The 13,917-nt window shown below is 61.0% G+C and carries 16 protein-coding genes and 1 pseudogene; 3 read left to right on the forward strand and 14 right to left on the reverse strand.

Annotated features, from left to right (window positions below):
- Positions 1-6 precede the first annotated feature (6 nt).
- Entirely contained in the window at positions 7-1,410 is a 1,404-nt protein-coding gene (gene dnaB, locus ACOYNV_RS07640; protein ID WP_422899162.1) for a replicative DNA helicase, read from the forward strand.
- A gap of 135 nt (positions 1,411-1,545) precedes the next feature.
- Here dnaB and ACOYNV_RS07645 read toward each other — a convergent pair whose 3' ends face one another.
- Positions 1,546-1,959: a hypothetical protein gene (locus ACOYNV_RS07645; protein ID WP_422899163.1), complete on the reverse strand. Its 414-nt coding sequence runs from the start codon at positions 1,957-1,959 to the stop codon at positions 1,546-1,548.
- A gap of 235 nt (positions 1,960-2,194) precedes the next feature.
- Between ACOYNV_RS07645 and ACOYNV_RS07650 the strand changes: the two genes are divergently transcribed.
- On the forward strand, positions 2,195-2,944 hold the full coding sequence (locus ACOYNV_RS07650; protein ID WP_422899164.1) for a response regulator: 750 nt from the start codon (positions 2,195-2,197) through the stop codon (positions 2,942-2,944).
- Positions 2,935-4,302, forward strand: a complete 1,368-nt coding sequence (locus tag ACOYNV_RS07655; protein WP_422899165.1) for an ATP-binding protein — start codon at positions 2,935-2,937, stop codon at positions 4,300-4,302. Before ACOYNV_RS07650 ends, ACOYNV_RS07655 begins: the two co-directional genes overlap by 10 nt.
- A 187-nt stretch (positions 4,303-4,489) precedes the next feature.
- Here ACOYNV_RS07655 and ACOYNV_RS07660 read toward each other — a convergent pair whose 3' ends face one another.
- From ACOYNV_RS07660 to ACOYNV_RS07720, 13 genes and pseudogenes are all read right to left on the reverse strand, one after another.
- Positions 4,490-4,747 carry a thioredoxin family protein gene (locus tag ACOYNV_RS07660; protein ID WP_422899166.1) on the reverse strand — a complete coding sequence of 86 codons (258 nt, stop codon included), beginning with the start codon at positions 4,745-4,747 and terminating at the stop codon, positions 4,490-4,492.
- Positions 4,744-5,793 carry a permease gene (locus ACOYNV_RS07665; protein ID WP_422899167.1) on the reverse strand — a complete coding sequence of 350 codons (1,050 nt, stop codon included), beginning with the start codon at positions 5,791-5,793 and terminating at the stop codon, positions 4,744-4,746. The genes ACOYNV_RS07660 and ACOYNV_RS07665 overlap by 4 nt, the downstream gene beginning before the upstream one ends.
- A 175-nt stretch (positions 5,794-5,968) precedes the next feature.
- Entirely contained in the window at positions 5,969-6,877 is a 909-nt protein-coding gene (locus ACOYNV_RS07670) for a F0F1 ATP synthase subunit gamma (protein ID WP_422899168.1), read from the reverse strand.
- Complete coding sequence (locus tag ACOYNV_RS07675) at positions 6,861-8,342, reverse strand: F0F1 ATP synthase subunit alpha (RefSeq protein ID WP_422899169.1); 1,482 nt, start codon at positions 8,340-8,342, stop codon at positions 6,861-6,863. Before ACOYNV_RS07675 ends, ACOYNV_RS07670 begins: the two co-directional genes overlap by 17 nt.
- Entirely contained in the window at positions 8,332-9,090 is a 759-nt protein-coding gene (locus ACOYNV_RS07680) for a F0F1 ATP synthase subunit delta (RefSeq protein WP_422899170.1), read from the reverse strand. Before ACOYNV_RS07680 ends, ACOYNV_RS07675 begins: the two co-directional genes overlap by 11 nt.
- Positions 9,091-9,099: 9 nt before the next feature.
- Positions 9,100-9,357, reverse strand: a complete 258-nt coding sequence (atpE, locus tag ACOYNV_RS07685; RefSeq protein ID WP_422899177.1) for an ATP synthase F0 subunit C — start codon at positions 9,355-9,357, stop codon at positions 9,100-9,102.
- Between the two features lie 164 nt (positions 9,358-9,521).
- A complete protein-coding gene (locus tag ACOYNV_RS07690) occupies positions 9,522-10,190 on the reverse strand; it encodes a F0F1 ATP synthase subunit A (RefSeq protein WP_422899171.1) in 669 nt (222 codons plus the stop codon).
- Positions 10,190-10,462: an AtpZ/AtpI family protein gene (locus ACOYNV_RS07695; RefSeq protein ID WP_422899172.1), complete on the reverse strand. Its 273-nt coding sequence runs from the start codon at positions 10,460-10,462 to the stop codon at positions 10,190-10,192. Before ACOYNV_RS07695 ends, ACOYNV_RS07690 begins: the two co-directional genes overlap by 1 nt.
- Before the next feature lie 178 nt (positions 10,463-10,640).
- Positions 10,641-11,042 carry a F0F1 ATP synthase subunit epsilon gene (locus ACOYNV_RS07700; protein WP_422899173.1) on the reverse strand — a complete coding sequence of 134 codons (402 nt, stop codon included), beginning with the start codon at positions 11,040-11,042 and terminating at the stop codon, positions 10,641-10,643.
- Positions 11,039-12,394 carry a F0F1 ATP synthase subunit beta gene (gene atpD, locus ACOYNV_RS07705; RefSeq protein ID WP_422899178.1) on the reverse strand — a complete coding sequence of 452 codons (1,356 nt, stop codon included), beginning with the start codon at positions 12,392-12,394 and terminating at the stop codon, positions 11,039-11,041. Before atpD ends, ACOYNV_RS07700 begins: the two co-directional genes overlap by 4 nt.
- An 86-nt stretch (positions 12,395-12,480) precedes the next feature.
- Entirely contained in the window at positions 12,481-12,714 is a 234-nt protein-coding gene (locus tag ACOYNV_RS07710) for a DUF2789 domain-containing protein (protein ID WP_422899174.1), read from the reverse strand.
- Between the two features lie 125 nt (positions 12,715-12,839).
- Complete coding sequence (locus ACOYNV_RS07715; RefSeq protein ID WP_422899175.1) at positions 12,840-13,211, reverse strand: hypothetical protein; 372 nt, start codon at positions 13,209-13,211, stop codon at positions 12,840-12,842.
- Between the two features lie 248 nt (positions 13,212-13,459).
- Positions 13,460-13,864: pseudogene (locus ACOYNV_RS07720) on the reverse strand (arsenic resistance protein); the annotation flags it as partial.
- Positions 13,865-13,917 lie beyond the last annotated feature (53 nt).

Here is a 13,917-nt window from a genome sequence, read left to right on the forward strand (position 1 = left end):
AATTTCATGGCCAAGCCGTTCAATTCAAATTACTCACAGAAAACGCAGATTGATCCGGCGATTGCTCATCTGCGCATTCCTCCGCATTCGATCGAGGCCGAGCAATCGGTGCTTGGCGGTTTGTTGCTCGATAACGCGGCTTTCGACAAGATCGCCGACTTGGTCGGTGAAAGCGATTTTTATCGCGACGAACACAAGCGCATCTATCGTCAGATCCGCAAACTGCTCGAACGTAGCAAGCCGGTCGATGTGGTTACCGTGGCGGAAAGCCTCGATCTGGCTGGCGAGGGTGGCGAAACCGGCGGCTTGGCCTACCTCGGCGAACTGGCGGCCAACACACCGTCGGCTGCGAATATCCGGCGCTACGCTGAAATCGTCCGCGAACGGGCCATTCTGCGCCAACTGGTAACGGCGGGCGACGAGATCGCCGGAAGCGCGTTTAATCCGCTCGGCCGCGACCCGAAACAACTGCTCGACGAGGCCGAAGCCAAGGTCTTTGCCATTGCCGAGGGCGGTTTCCGTCACCAGAGTGGCTTTCAGCACATCAACCCGCTGCTTACGCAGGTGGTTGAACGCATTCAGGAACTGCATGACCGTGATAACCCTTCGGATATCACCGGCGTGCCGAGCGGGTATCACGATCTCGATGCAAAAACCTCCGGTCTGCAACCGGGCGATCTGTTGATTATTGCCGGTCGCCCGTCGATGGGTAAAACCTCGCTGGCGCTGAATATGGCCGAGCACGTAGCGGTTGAAGTGGGCTTGCCGGTGGCGGTTTTCTCGATGGAAATGGGTGGCACACAGTTGGCGATGCGCATGCTCTCATCGGTAGGCAAACTCGACGCGCATCGCGTGCGTACCGGTCGCCTCAACGACGACGAATGGTCGCGGCTGTCCTTCGCCTTGGGCAAGATGCACGAAGCACCGCTCTACATTGACGAAACGCCGGCGCTCAACCCGATCGACCTGAGAGCGCGCGCACGCAGGCTGCACCGGCAGTGCGGCAAACTCGGCCTGATCGTGATCGACTACCTGCAACTGATGTCGTCCGCCGGGCACGGCGAAAACCGGGCCACCGAGATTTCGGAAATCTCACGCTCGCTGAAGAGCCTGGCCAAGGAATTGAACGTTCCGGTGATCGCACTTTCACAGCTTAATCGTTCGCTTGAACAGCGCCCGAACAAGCGCCCGGTGATGTCCGATCTGCGCGAATCGGGCGCCATCGAACAGGACGCCGACGTGATCATGTTCATCTACCGCGACGAAGTGTATAACCCCGACACGCCTGACAAGGGCAGCGCCGAGATCATCATCGGCAAGCAGCGTAATGGCCCTATCGGCATGGTTCGCCTGACCTTTGTCGGCGAATACACGCGTTTCGAGAACTTCGCCAGTCCGGGGTCTTATTGAGGCTGTTTCTGGGATGAAGCCAGAAACGACCTACCCTCTGAGGATTGCACCTTTTCAGCCCGGTCGTGCCAGCAGCTTTTCGCATGACTGACATAACCCGACTACAGCAAACGGAACCACCTGCTCCTTCCTGCCTTACTTGATGAAGCCCCTTGCCTTCATCCGGTCACAGCCGTTCTGACGTGGCGTCGGGAGGGTTACCCCTTTTTCCTTGGCACGCACTTCCATGGCTGCGTGATGCTCGGTCTGCAGCAGCTTGCATTCGTCGTAGGTTTTTACGGCACGCATTTTGGTCTGGTGCTCGGTACGCTCTTCAGGCGTCATCAGCGACCAGCCGGTGGTGTTGCCCTGGTTGCAACGCATCCCTCGACCGCCGCCTGCTCCTGGGCCCATTCCCTGGCCGGCACCCTGTCCGGCATTCTGCATGCCGGGACCGCCGCCCATGCCGCCGCCCATTCCTGGACCGGGTTGCGCCTGCACCGGCGCGGCCAATGCGGCGCCAAGCAGCGCAACCAGAGTAATGCTCTTAAAGTTCATCGTGGTTTTCATGATTAATCTCCTGGGTTGTTTAACTCAATCAGGGCGTCGGTTTTTCCTTCGTCCTTGAGTATCATTAAAGCTCAATGATGTAAGCGGCGTGTTGCACGCCCCTGCCGAATTGCATCGCAACGTTGCAGACCGGCATTGCGTTACAGTGCGTTACAAACAGGCTGCCTTAAGCTGGGCAATAGGAATATAAACAATAGGTGCGAAGCTGAACCACGAAGTTTTCTGATCGATGGCCATGGAAAAATCTGACTGCATTCTTATCGTAGACGACGATCCGGAAATCCGCCGGCTGCTGGTTGACTATCTGGCGCGCAATGGCTTCGAAGCCGTTGCCGCGCGCGATGGCCGCGAGATGTGGCAGGCTCTCGAGCGGCACGCCATTGACCTGATCGTGCTCGACCTGATGCTGCCGGATAGCGATGGTTTGACGCTGTGCCGCGACTTGCGTGCGAAATCCGGCTCGTCCAACGCTCTGAACATCCCGGTGCTGATGCTCACGGCGCGTGGCGAGGAAACGGATCGCATCGTCGGCATCGAGATGGGCGCCGACGATTATCTGGTCAAGCCGTTCAATCCGCGTGAATTGCTCGCCCGCATCAAGAGCATCCTGCGCCGGACGCGAGCGCTGCCGCCCAATCTGCGCCCCGAAGCGGCACGCTGCCTGTGCTTTGCCGGCTGGTGCCTGGATACGGCGGCACGCCTGCTGACGGCGCCGGACGGCGTGGCCACCCCGCTGTCGGGCGGCGAATACCGCCTGCTCCGCATTCTGCTCGACCATCCCAATCGGGTGCTCAACCGCGACCAGTTGACTGAAATGATCCACGGTCACGAGGCCGAAGCTTACGACCGCGCCATTGACGTTCAGGTCAGCCGGCTGCGCCAGCGCCTGCGTGACGACAGCCGCGAACCGGCACTGATCAAGACGGTGCGCGGTGAGGGCTACGTTCTCGCTGCCAGCGTCGAAGGACGCAATTCATGCGCCTGAATTTGCACGCTTTGCTGCGCGCCTTCCCTTCCAGCCTCTTTGCCCGCATGGCGCTGATCCTGCTGGTCGGGCTGCTTGCCGCACAATTGGCCAGCCTCTGGCTGCAGTGGGGAGAGCGCGCCACGGTGGTTGCGCAGGCACGCGGACTGCATCTTGCCGACCGCATTGCCGAAGCGGTCCGGGTGCTCGAAGCTGGCGACCCTTCACGACGCAGTTCCACTATCTCGGCGCTGCAATCCGACGATATGCGGGTTTCGGTGATCGACGCCGATCAGGTTTCGCCCAATAGCCCGCGCGGACCGATTCAGGCCGCCATCGGCGCCCGCCTTGGCAGCGAACGCGAAATTCGCTCGCTTGGAAGTGGAGGAGGAGGAGGAGGAAGAGGTGGTGGCGGTGGTGGAATGCAGCGCGGCAACCCGCTGCGCAGTTTCGATCTGCGCCTGAACGACGGCCAATGGGTGCGGATCACAGCCGCGCGCGAAGCCGAAGCCCCGGCCCTGCCCGGCGACTTGATCGCCCAATTGCTGATCACCCTGATCATCGTCACTGCCGTCGTGATGATCGCCGTCCGCCAGGCAACCAGGCCGCTGCAACAAATGGCCGACGCCGCCGACACGCTCGGTCGCGACCTCGATGCACCGCCGCTTGCCGAAACCGGTCCGGCCGAGTCGCGCCGTGCCGCACAAGCCTTCAACCGCATGCAGGCCCGCATCAAACGCCTGATCGACGAACGTGCGCGGGCGCTGGCTGCCGTTTCGCACGACTTGCGCACGCCGCTCACCCGCCTGCGACTACGTGCCGAACTGGTCGACGACGAGAAATTGCGCGACCAGATGGCCGCCGACCTCGATGCAATGGCTTCCATGATCGACGCCACGCTTGATTACCTGCGCGGACTTCAGGACAGCGAAGTGGCACGGCCGATCGACATGAACGCCCTGCTGCAAAGCCTGGCCGAAGATGCCGAGGTTATCGGCCGCGCAATCAGCGTCGAGGGCACGGCACTGACGCCCTACAGAGGCCGACTTTCGGCGTTGCGCCGTGCACTGCAGAACCTGATCGACAACGCCATCAAATACGGCCACAGCGCTCGCATCCGCATCGACGATGATCCGGCCGTGCTGCGCATCGTGGTTGAAGACGAAGGGCCGGGCATAGCGCCGGCCGAACTCGTCCGCGTCACCGAACCCTACTACCGGCCCGATGCATCGCGCAGCCGCGAAACCGGCGGCGTCGGGCTGGGCCTTTCAATCGTCAAGGACATCGCACTGATGCACGGCGGCGAACTTCTGCTCGCCAACCGCCCGCAAGGCGGCTTGAGTGCAACGCTTGTGCTGCCGCGATCTCAGAGGTTGTGAAAAATTCATTTCAGCCGAATCGCCTTGCTCGTCACCCCGGCGAAGGCCGGGGTCCAGTTCGTCAATCTGATTGTTTTCTGGAATATCAGAGGTACGCACTGGATTCCGGCCTTCGCCGGAATGACGGTCTTGGATGCTTGTGCCAATTAATTCACAACCTCTCAGTCGCCCGAAATAACTTCACCAGCTAAAACCAGCCCTCGACCTTGCCCTTCGCCGGGATACCGCCGGAATGCACGACAACGCCGTCGATCACCACGCCCGGCGTCGACATCACGCCATAACCCATGATCGCCTGAAGATCCTCGACTTTCTCAAGCGTGATTTGCACGCCCTTTTCACGCGCAACCTGTTCGACCAGCGCAACGGTATTTTTGCAATTGGCACAGCCGGTGCCGAGAACCTTGACGTTTTTAATGCGCTTTCCTTTTTTGGATAAATTCACAGTACGGCGTTGAACACATAGCCGACGAGCAGGATGCCGGTGGCGACAACACCGGCGAAGGTGGCGATCAGCGTCGGCTTGAGTGCCTTGCGCAGGATGATCATTTCCGGCGCCGAAAGCGCGATCACCGCCATCATGAAGGCGAGCACCGTGCCCAGGGCGGCGCCTTTGCCGATCAACGCTTCGACGATGGGGATGATGCCGGCCGCATTGGTGTACATCGGCACGCCGAGCACAACCGCTGCGGGTACGGCCCACCACACATCCCTGCCCATGAAGGAGGCCATGAAATCCTCCGGCACGTAGCCGTGGATGGCGGCGCCCAACCCGATGCCGAGCAGGATGTAAGGCCAGACTTTGCCGACGATTTCCTTGACGTGTCCCCAACCGGCCTCGAAACGCTCGACCCAGTTCATCGCTTCACCCACATGAGGCCCCACCTGCCCGGCCTGGAGCTTCTGCACCCAGTCCTCCAGATAGCGCTCCATCTTGAGTTTGCCGATAACGAACCCGGCCACGATGGCCACCAGCAGTCCCATGGCCAGGTAGAGTGCCGCCACCTTCCAGCCGAACATGCCAAAGAGCAGCACCAGCGCCACTTCATTGACCATCGGCGCCGAAATCAGGAAGGAGAAAGTTACGCCGAGTGGCACGCCGGCCGAGAGAAAACCGATGAACAGCGGTACCGCCGAGCAGGAACAGAACGGCGTGACGATGCCAAGCGTTGCGGCCAGCAGGTTGCCGACGCCGACGCGCTTGCCCGAAAGCAGGGCCCGCGTCCGTTCCGGAGCGAAGAAGGTCTGCACGATGCCCATGACGAAGACGATGCCGGTCAGCAGCAGCAATACCTTGGGCGTGTCGAAGAAAAAGAAATGCACGGCCGCGCCGAAATGCGTCTGCCGCGAAAGGCCCAGCGTATTGACGATCCAGTCGGCCAAGGCGGTTAGTTGGCTGTAGGCGGCAAACCAGGCCAGCACGGCGAGGGCGATCCCGAGCAGCCAGTGGCTGAATTTTTCTGGGGGTTTTTCAAGCGGGAGAGTGCTCATCGGCTAGTCCGTTTTCCGTTGGATTGGTGGCAAGTGTACGGTATGACTGCCTCAATGAACAAGAAGACGAAGGAAGCACGAAAAGGCTGCAGCGCCTGCAAAAATAATTTTTCAGCAGCCTTGCAGAGCGCATTAAAAGGCGTTCTACAACACTCACGCCTGTAGAGTGCCGTATTCATTGCCTCTCCAGCATGCCTGCCTGTAGAACGCCAATCGGCGCGGCTTCCAGCGAGTGTTCTTCTGCTTCATTGAGCATATCGGCCGAGAGCAGGATGACCTCGATTTCCTCGGTGATTTCCTCCTGGCGCTGGGTGTTGTAGTTGATGCGCAGGCGTGCGCTGTCCTCATCCAGCCGCTGCAAGGCACGATCCATGTGCGCCTGACGCTGGCGGTTCTCGGCCATCAGCGAGCTGTAGAGCACCTCGTTGAGCGCGGCGTGGAGGTAGTGCCCGGTCAGCCCTTGCAAAAATTCCTCGGGAGAAAGATTCAGTTCCGCCGGATAAGGATAGGCGCGCTCTGGAGTCGGAAAATCGCGCAGGGGCAGCAAACGACGCAGGCGGATCTCGCCGCTGGCAGCGCAGTGGTAAAGCGCGGACAGCCCGTAGCCGGCCAGTTCAGAACCGGCCAGCAAGCGGCTCAGTTCCCGGGTCAGACGCAACAGAACAGCCGGCACCTCGTCGGCAACGATGGCCCCTGGCAGCGCCAGGTCGACACAGTCGCGTTCGCCCATTCGACTGGCCAGACGCCGGCCGACGATGACCCAGCGTAGCGGTGTGTTCTTCTCCGCGCACAGAGTCTCCATGCGGGCCAGCAAGGCCTCGTTGAAATCGCCGCAGAAACCCTGTTCCGAGCCGATCAGAACACATAATTCCTGGCCGGCCACAGGCACGTTGGCGAATTCGGGATGCCAGGCCAGGAAATCGACGGCGGCCGCCTCGATGCCTGCCACCATCCGTTGCTGGCTGGCGAGGAAATCGGTCAGGATACGGACTTCCATCAGCGCCAGGCCCTTCATTGCCGACATGATGCCGGCAATATAGGAGAGCGCCTCCAAGCGCCTGGAAATCTCACGCCGGCGGCTCATCGCCGATCTCGCGCAACCAACGGACAACGGCGTCCCGACCGGCGGCCAGCCCCGGCGCACCGGCCTCCGCCCTGTGCAGCAACGTACTCAACCGTAAGTGGACGGCGGCCCCTTCCAACCCGTCAAAGTAAGCCTCGTTGTAGGCCACCAGCCAGGCCAGGTGCTGCTCCGGCGACAGCGGCGCCAGGCGATCCTGCTTGAGCAGTTCGCGAAGCAACCGGCCACGGCGGATCTTGGCCTCGACGCCGGCTTCGAGGCGCGAGCCGAAACGGGTGAACACTTCCAGTTCGAGAAACTGCAGGAAATCCAGCTTCATGCGCCCGGCCTCGGCCTTGATCGCCGGCATCTGGGCCTTGCCGCCGATGCGCGATACCGAGCGGGTGATGTCGATGGCCGGCAGGAAGCCACGCGCATACAGGGCCGGATCGAGGTAAATCTGGCCATCGGTAATCGAGATCAGGTTGGTCGGAATGTAGGCGGCAATCTCGCCCTGCTCGGTTTCGACGATCGGCAAGGCGCTCATGCTGCCGCCGCCATAACGGACGGAAAGACAGGTGGACCGCTCCAGCAGGCGCGCATGCAGGAAAAAGATATCGCCAGGGTAAGCCTCGCGCCCCGGTGGGCGGCGCAGCAGCAGCGACAGTTCGCGATAGGCGCGGGCATGGGTGGTCAGATCGTCGTAGATCACCAGCACGTCGCGCCCGGCCCACATCCACTCTTCAGCCAGGGCGCAACCGGCAAACGGTGCGAGGTACTTGAGGCCGGGCGTGGTGGTGGCCTCGGCAACGACAACGCAGGTGATGTCGAGAACACCAGCCTGGCGCAGGGTTTCGATGGTGGCGACCACTGCCGAACGCTTCTGGCTGATCAGCACATAGACGCAAAGGACATCGCGCCCCTTCTGCGCAACCAGGGTATCGAGCGCCAGCGAACTCTTGCCGGTGCCGGCGTCGCCGATGATCAGTTGGCGCTGGCCCTTGCCGATGGGAATCATGGTGTCGACCATCTTGTTGCCGCTGAGCAGGGGCCGCTCGACGTAATCTCGTGCCGTGATCGGTGGAGAGGCAACTTCCAGGGCGCGGCGCCGGCTGGATGTTGGCTCTTTGCCGCCATCGAGCGGATGCCCCAGGGGATCGACCACCCGGCCGAGAAAGCCATCGCCGACGCCGATATCCAGCCGCCGCCCGGTGAGTTGCGCCGAAGCGCCAGCGGCCAGCCCCTGCTTCTGGCTGAGCAGGATGGCGCCGATGCGTTTGCTGCCAAGGTCGAAGACCAGGGCTTCGCTCCCATCTTCAAAACGCAGGATTTCGTCCATCGCCGCCGAGGGCAGGCCCTCAATCCGCGCGATGCCGTCGCCGATCGACACCAGCTTGCCGATTTCGCTGACGCGCAGTTGGGGCCGGTATGTGTTTAGCCACGGGCTTCGCTTAGGGCCGGGGCTTAAGGCAGACAGGTCATTGAGCAAGATGGGATGCCTCCGCAAATACACCCAGTTCACCAGCCAAACTGAAGTCCAGTTGCCAGGCCCCGAGCGATAACCGAATGCCGGCAAGCAACGTGCTGTCCTCGACAAACGCAAGCGGCTCATGCCGGCCCAATCGTGCTTCGATGGCGTTGGAGAGCAACTGGCGCTGCGCTTCGGCAAGCGGATAGGCGCTGGTTACGATGCCGGCAGTTATTCCTGTTCCATGACTATTCTGGCCGGTCTGCAATGGAGCCAGGCGTTCCTCGGGCAAGGCCGCCAATTCCTCGACGAAAAGGTCGACCAGACGCGCTTCCAGATCCGGCCCGGCCAGCTTGCCGAGTAGCACGCTGGCAAACTGGCGTGCTTCGGTGCCGGCCTGGGCCACCACTTCGCGCTTCAGTGCTTCCTGGCGGTGTGCATCCTGAGCCGCACTGCGCTCGCGCTCGGCGGCCAGTTCTTTAGTCAGCGCTTCCATCTGACGCGCTCGCTCGGCGGCCAGTTCAGCCTCGAAACGGGTGCGGGCCGCGGCCTTCTCCTGACTCCAATCGGCCAGACGGCCTTCGAACTCGGACTTCAGCGTGGCGGCCCCGGCTTGCGTCTCGCGCGCTTCGTTCAACGAGCGTTCGATCCCGGCCCGGCGCTCGGCCAGGGTGGCCAGCACCGGCCGATAGAGAAAGCGTTTGAGTATCCAGATCAGCGCCAGGAAATTGACGATTTCGAGACCAAAGGTGGTCCAGTCCAGCTCCATGGACGACTCCTACTTCAACATGTATTCGAGCAGCGGATTACGGAAGAGGATGATCAGCACGATCACCAGAACGTAAATGGCCAGCGATTCGATCATTGCCAGACCGATGAACAGCGTGCGGGTAATGGATTTCTCCGCTTCCGGCTGCCGTGCCAGCGATTCCAGCGCCTGGGTAATGGCCTTGCCCATGGCAATGGCCGGAAAAATGACGCCGATGGCAATGGCCAGCGCCGCCACCACGGTAGAGATCAGGGTGAACCAGTGCATGTCGCTCATGATGCATTTCCTTTCTTGTTGGTAGATTCAGGGCTGGAAAAAACCACACCCACCGCGAAGGCGCAAAGGGGCAAAGGTTTCGCAAAGAAAACCTTGATAAATAAATGGGTTCCTCTGCGTTTCCTTTGCCCCTTTGCGCCTCTGCGGTGGATTTGTCATGGCTTCACAGCTTCATGCGACTGCATGCCGCCAGCGATGTAGATCAGCGCCAGCGTGCCGAAAATGTAGGCCTGAACCAGGGCTTCGACGATGTGCAGCATGAGCACCGGTACCGGCACCAGCAGCCCGGCTACCAGCAGCACCAGCAGAGCGGCCATTTCCAGGCTCATGATGTTGCCGAACAGGCGCACGGTCAGGGCGAGGGTGCGGGATAGCTCGCCGAGCAGATGAAACGGCAGCAGGATGGGACTGGGGGTCAGGTAGTGGCGCAGATAATTCTTCAGGCCGGCGCTGCGGATGCCGTACCAATGCACCGACAGGAAGACCAGAATGGCCAGCGCGGCGGTGGTCGACAGATCGCCGGTGGGCGAACGCAACAGCGGCACGATGCCGGTGAGATTGGCCACGGCGATGAACAGCCAGAGGGTGCCGACGAATGGCAGGAGCATTTGCGCGCTGCCCGGCAATACGGATTCGATGGCTGCTTCGATGGACTGGACGACACCTTCCAGTGCAGTCTGGACAAGGCCGGGTTGGTCCACCGAAAGGCGTCGGGTCACCAGCCAGCAACCTGTTCCGAAAAACAGCAACAGCCCCCAGGTAGTCACCACCGTGGAAGTGATCTTTAACCAGCCGAGGCTGAAGACAACGCTTGCCGCTTCCATTACCAGTATTTCCGGATGAAGAAATAGACATTGAACACCCCCAGCGCGAGGCCGAGAATGATCAGGTTGATCGTCCACCCCACCGTGTAGCCGTCAGCCTGGCTGTCGATCCAGCGACCCAGATAGGCCCCCGCCAGCAGGGGAACCACGAACAGTACCGAAAGGCTGCCGAGGAAGACGGTCTGGGCCAGCAGCGAACGGCGATTACGTTCGGCCTCCTTGAGCCTTTCGCTGTCGCGGGCTACGACGCGGTGCCATTTTTCATCGTTCATCTTGAAAACCGCAGTTGAACGCGACAAATTGACCGCAAAGCCAGGGTTGACGCGTGGTTAGCCCTCACCCCAACCCTCTCCCGCGGGGAGAGGGGGCTTGCACCCTTCTCCCCGCGGGAGAAGGGCCGGGGATGAGGGCTAGCAGCAATGGCATTATCCCCAACTGCTTTTTTCAGCCTCATGACAACCCCCGATCAAGCGTCCGCAATCTCCGGTACAACTCCTGCTCCAGTGTTTGCAGATTGTCCTTGACGCTCTTCAGCGCATCTTCTTCCTGCGCCAGTTGCCCGGCCAGCAGGGCGGAAATCCGTTCGTAATCCTGGTCGCACAGGTAGCGCCGGGTGCTCACCGTCAGTTGGTCGTCGGCAAAGTTCAGCACCGCACCGGGGCAGGCCAGGTAGAACCAGTCCCCATCCGTGGTGCGGAAACGCGAGAGGCCGTAGTCGAGAACGGTCATCAAGCGCGCCCGTCCCGGCTGGATGCCGAAGCTGCCGCTGGCGTCGGTGGCGACAAAGCTGGCGACGTTATCGACGCGCTCGGTCCTCACGGCGCTTTGCAGATGCAGGGTGAAAAGGCTCATTGCGCGCCCTCCATGCGGCCACGCATGTAGCAGCGATCTTCGGGCAGCGCGTCGTATTTACCGGCGATGAAATCCTCGCAATCGGCCAGCGTGGTTTCCAGCGGCACCGAGGCCCCGGCAATGCCGGTGTGCTCGGCCACGACGAAGAACGGCTGCGTCAGATAGTGTTCGAGCAGGCGTGCACGCAATACCGTGCGCCGGTCGGCTTCCGACAGCGCTTCCATGCCGAGCATGGCGATGATGTCTTCGAGTTCCCGGTAGCGCGCCAGATGCTCGCGCACGCTTTGTGCCACCTGATAATGGCGATCACCGAGGGTGATGCGGTCCATCAAGCGACTGCCTGAAGCCAGCGGATCGACGGCCGGATAGATGCCCTTGGCGGCCTGATTGCGCGAGAGGATGACGGTGGTGTCGAGGTGGGCCAGGATGGCGCCGACAGCCGGGTCGGTCATGTCGTCAGCCGGCACATAGACGGCTTCGACCGCCGTGATGTTGCCGCTGCGCGTGGAGGAAATACGCTCCTGCAATTCCGCTACCTCGGAAAGCAACGTCGGCTGATAGCCGACCGTTGCCGGCATGCGCCCGAGCAACCCGGACAGTTCGCTGCCGGCCTGCACAAAGCGGAAGGCGTTGTCCATCAGGAACAGCACGTCCCTGGCCACGTGGTCGCGCAGGTATTCGGCATAGGTCAGCGCCGACAGACCGATGCGGAAACGCACGCCGGGCGATTCGTCCATCTGTCCGAACACCATCAGCGTGCGCGGCATGACGCCGGCGTCCTGCATGTCGTGCCACAGTTCATGGCCTTCACGGATGCGTTCGCCGACCCCGGCGAAGACCGAAACGCCCTGGTGCAGGCGGACGATGGCGTGCATGAACTCCATGATCAGCACCGTCTTGCCGACGCCGGCGCCGCCGAACAGGCCGGTTTTTCCACCGCGCACGAAGGGGCACAGCAGGTCAATCACCTTGATCCCGGTCGGCAGGATTTCGCCCATCCCGGCCGCCTCGGAAAGCGGCGCCGGGGCGGCGACAATCGGGCGGAATTCGGTTGCATTCAGTGGCGGACCGCCGTCCAGCGGATGACCGAAAATATCGAGCAGCCGCCCCAGGCAATCCGGCGTTACCGACACCTGTAGCGGCCCGCCGCTATCGAAAACCGGCAGCAGCCGGCGCAGCCCGGAAGTGCGGTGCAGGGCGATGGCCCGCGCCCGGGATTCGTCGAGATGGCGATGCACCTCAAAGGTGTAGCGCTCGCCATCGAGGCAGACGTACAGCGCCTGATGCAGCGGTGGCAGGCGATTGCACAGGATGTCGATCACCGGCCCGTGAACTTCCTCGATGACGCCCAGCGGCGGGAACTCAGGAAACCCGCACGGGGGATTGGCCGTTTTCAGCAGCGAAGGTGAGATCACGAACTCGGCCTAACCAGCCACACTTATCGAGAGAGAAGCACAGCCAGCGAATCGACCAGTTCCGCCCAGTCGGCGTCGTCGTTGATTTGGTCCCTCAGAAACAGCGCCTGGCTCGGTGTCCAGAAGGCTGCCTCGGCGACATGAACCTCGGGGGGCAAGGGCCGATGGCAGGTGATGAAGTCTTCGATACTGGCCGGGTCATCGGGCAACCCGAGCTGGCGAAATAAATCGCCGAGTTTGTGAATGGCGTTTTCCATGTTAATTCTCCTTGTTGTGAACGGCGCGACGAACGCAAGGAGACACCCATGAGCCCCGCAGGAACAGGAAGCACTCTTGGAGTGCGCCATGCAACTTTGCTGATGAAACGAAGGCCAAGCGGATTCTAGGATGACGGATGTAGCGCCTTGAGCAACAGACAACGATCCAGTGACCGCCCGGGACATTGCCCGTGGACCGCATCGAGACTGTCGCAATTGCTGCACATCAGGGTCCGGGCATTGAACATGCCAAGTGACGAAGCATCTTCATTCTTGATGAGCGACTCGGCCAAGGCGACCAGGCGACTAGCGTTCTGCCGCTCCGGTTGATGGACAGAGAGGCTTATCACCCACATCCGGCCAACTCGTACAACCCCTTCAAGCAGATGCTTGCTATTACTGGAAACGAAATAAGCGGAAGAGCGTGCAGCGGCGCTCGAAAGCACCGGTTGGTAAGTGGATTGCCTGGCTACCATCGGACTTTGTACCATTGCCATGACGGATCTCCCGAGAGGGACAAATTAAGGAAAAAAGCTTGTTGCAGGTCAAATACGCTCAGAAGGAGCCCCGCCATAAACCCTGAAATCGGCCGCCCAATCGGAGTGCTCCAACATACGTAGCAAAGGGACAAATAAGAATTCCCCGATCACCGTATTTTCAACTACCCGACAACCAGTACGCCCGGTTGAGGCAGGCCAAGGGTGAATCAGTCGGGATGGGCTCGGCGAATTTTTCCGTTCTGTTCTCAGGCCGCCACGAAATACTTCTTCTGCAACCACAGCGAGACATTGACCAGGCCGATCATCACCGGCACTTCGACCAGCGGCCCGATGACCGCCGCAAACGCAACGCCCGAATCGATGCCGTAAACCGCCACGGCGACAGCAATGGCCAGTTCGAAGTTGTTGCTGGCGGCAGTGAACGAGAGCGTGGCGCACTTTTCGTAACTCGCCCCTAGTCGCATGGTCATGAAAAACGCAAAGATGAACATCAGCACAAAATAGATCAGCAGCGGAATGGCGATACGCACCACATCGAGCGGAATGCTGACGATCAGCTTGCCCTTCAAGCTGAACATGAGCACGATGGTGAACAGCAGCGCAACCAGCGTGAGCGGCCCGATCTTCGGCACGAAACGGGTGTGATACCACTACTGTCCGGTTAAAAATCGAATAGATTCAGCTGGTTGCGCGGTGACCCTTC

Source organism: Propionivibrio sp. (genome assembly GCF_049316945.1).
Taxonomy (GTDB): Bacteria; Pseudomonadota; Gammaproteobacteria; order Burkholderiales; family Rhodocyclaceae; genus Propionivibrio.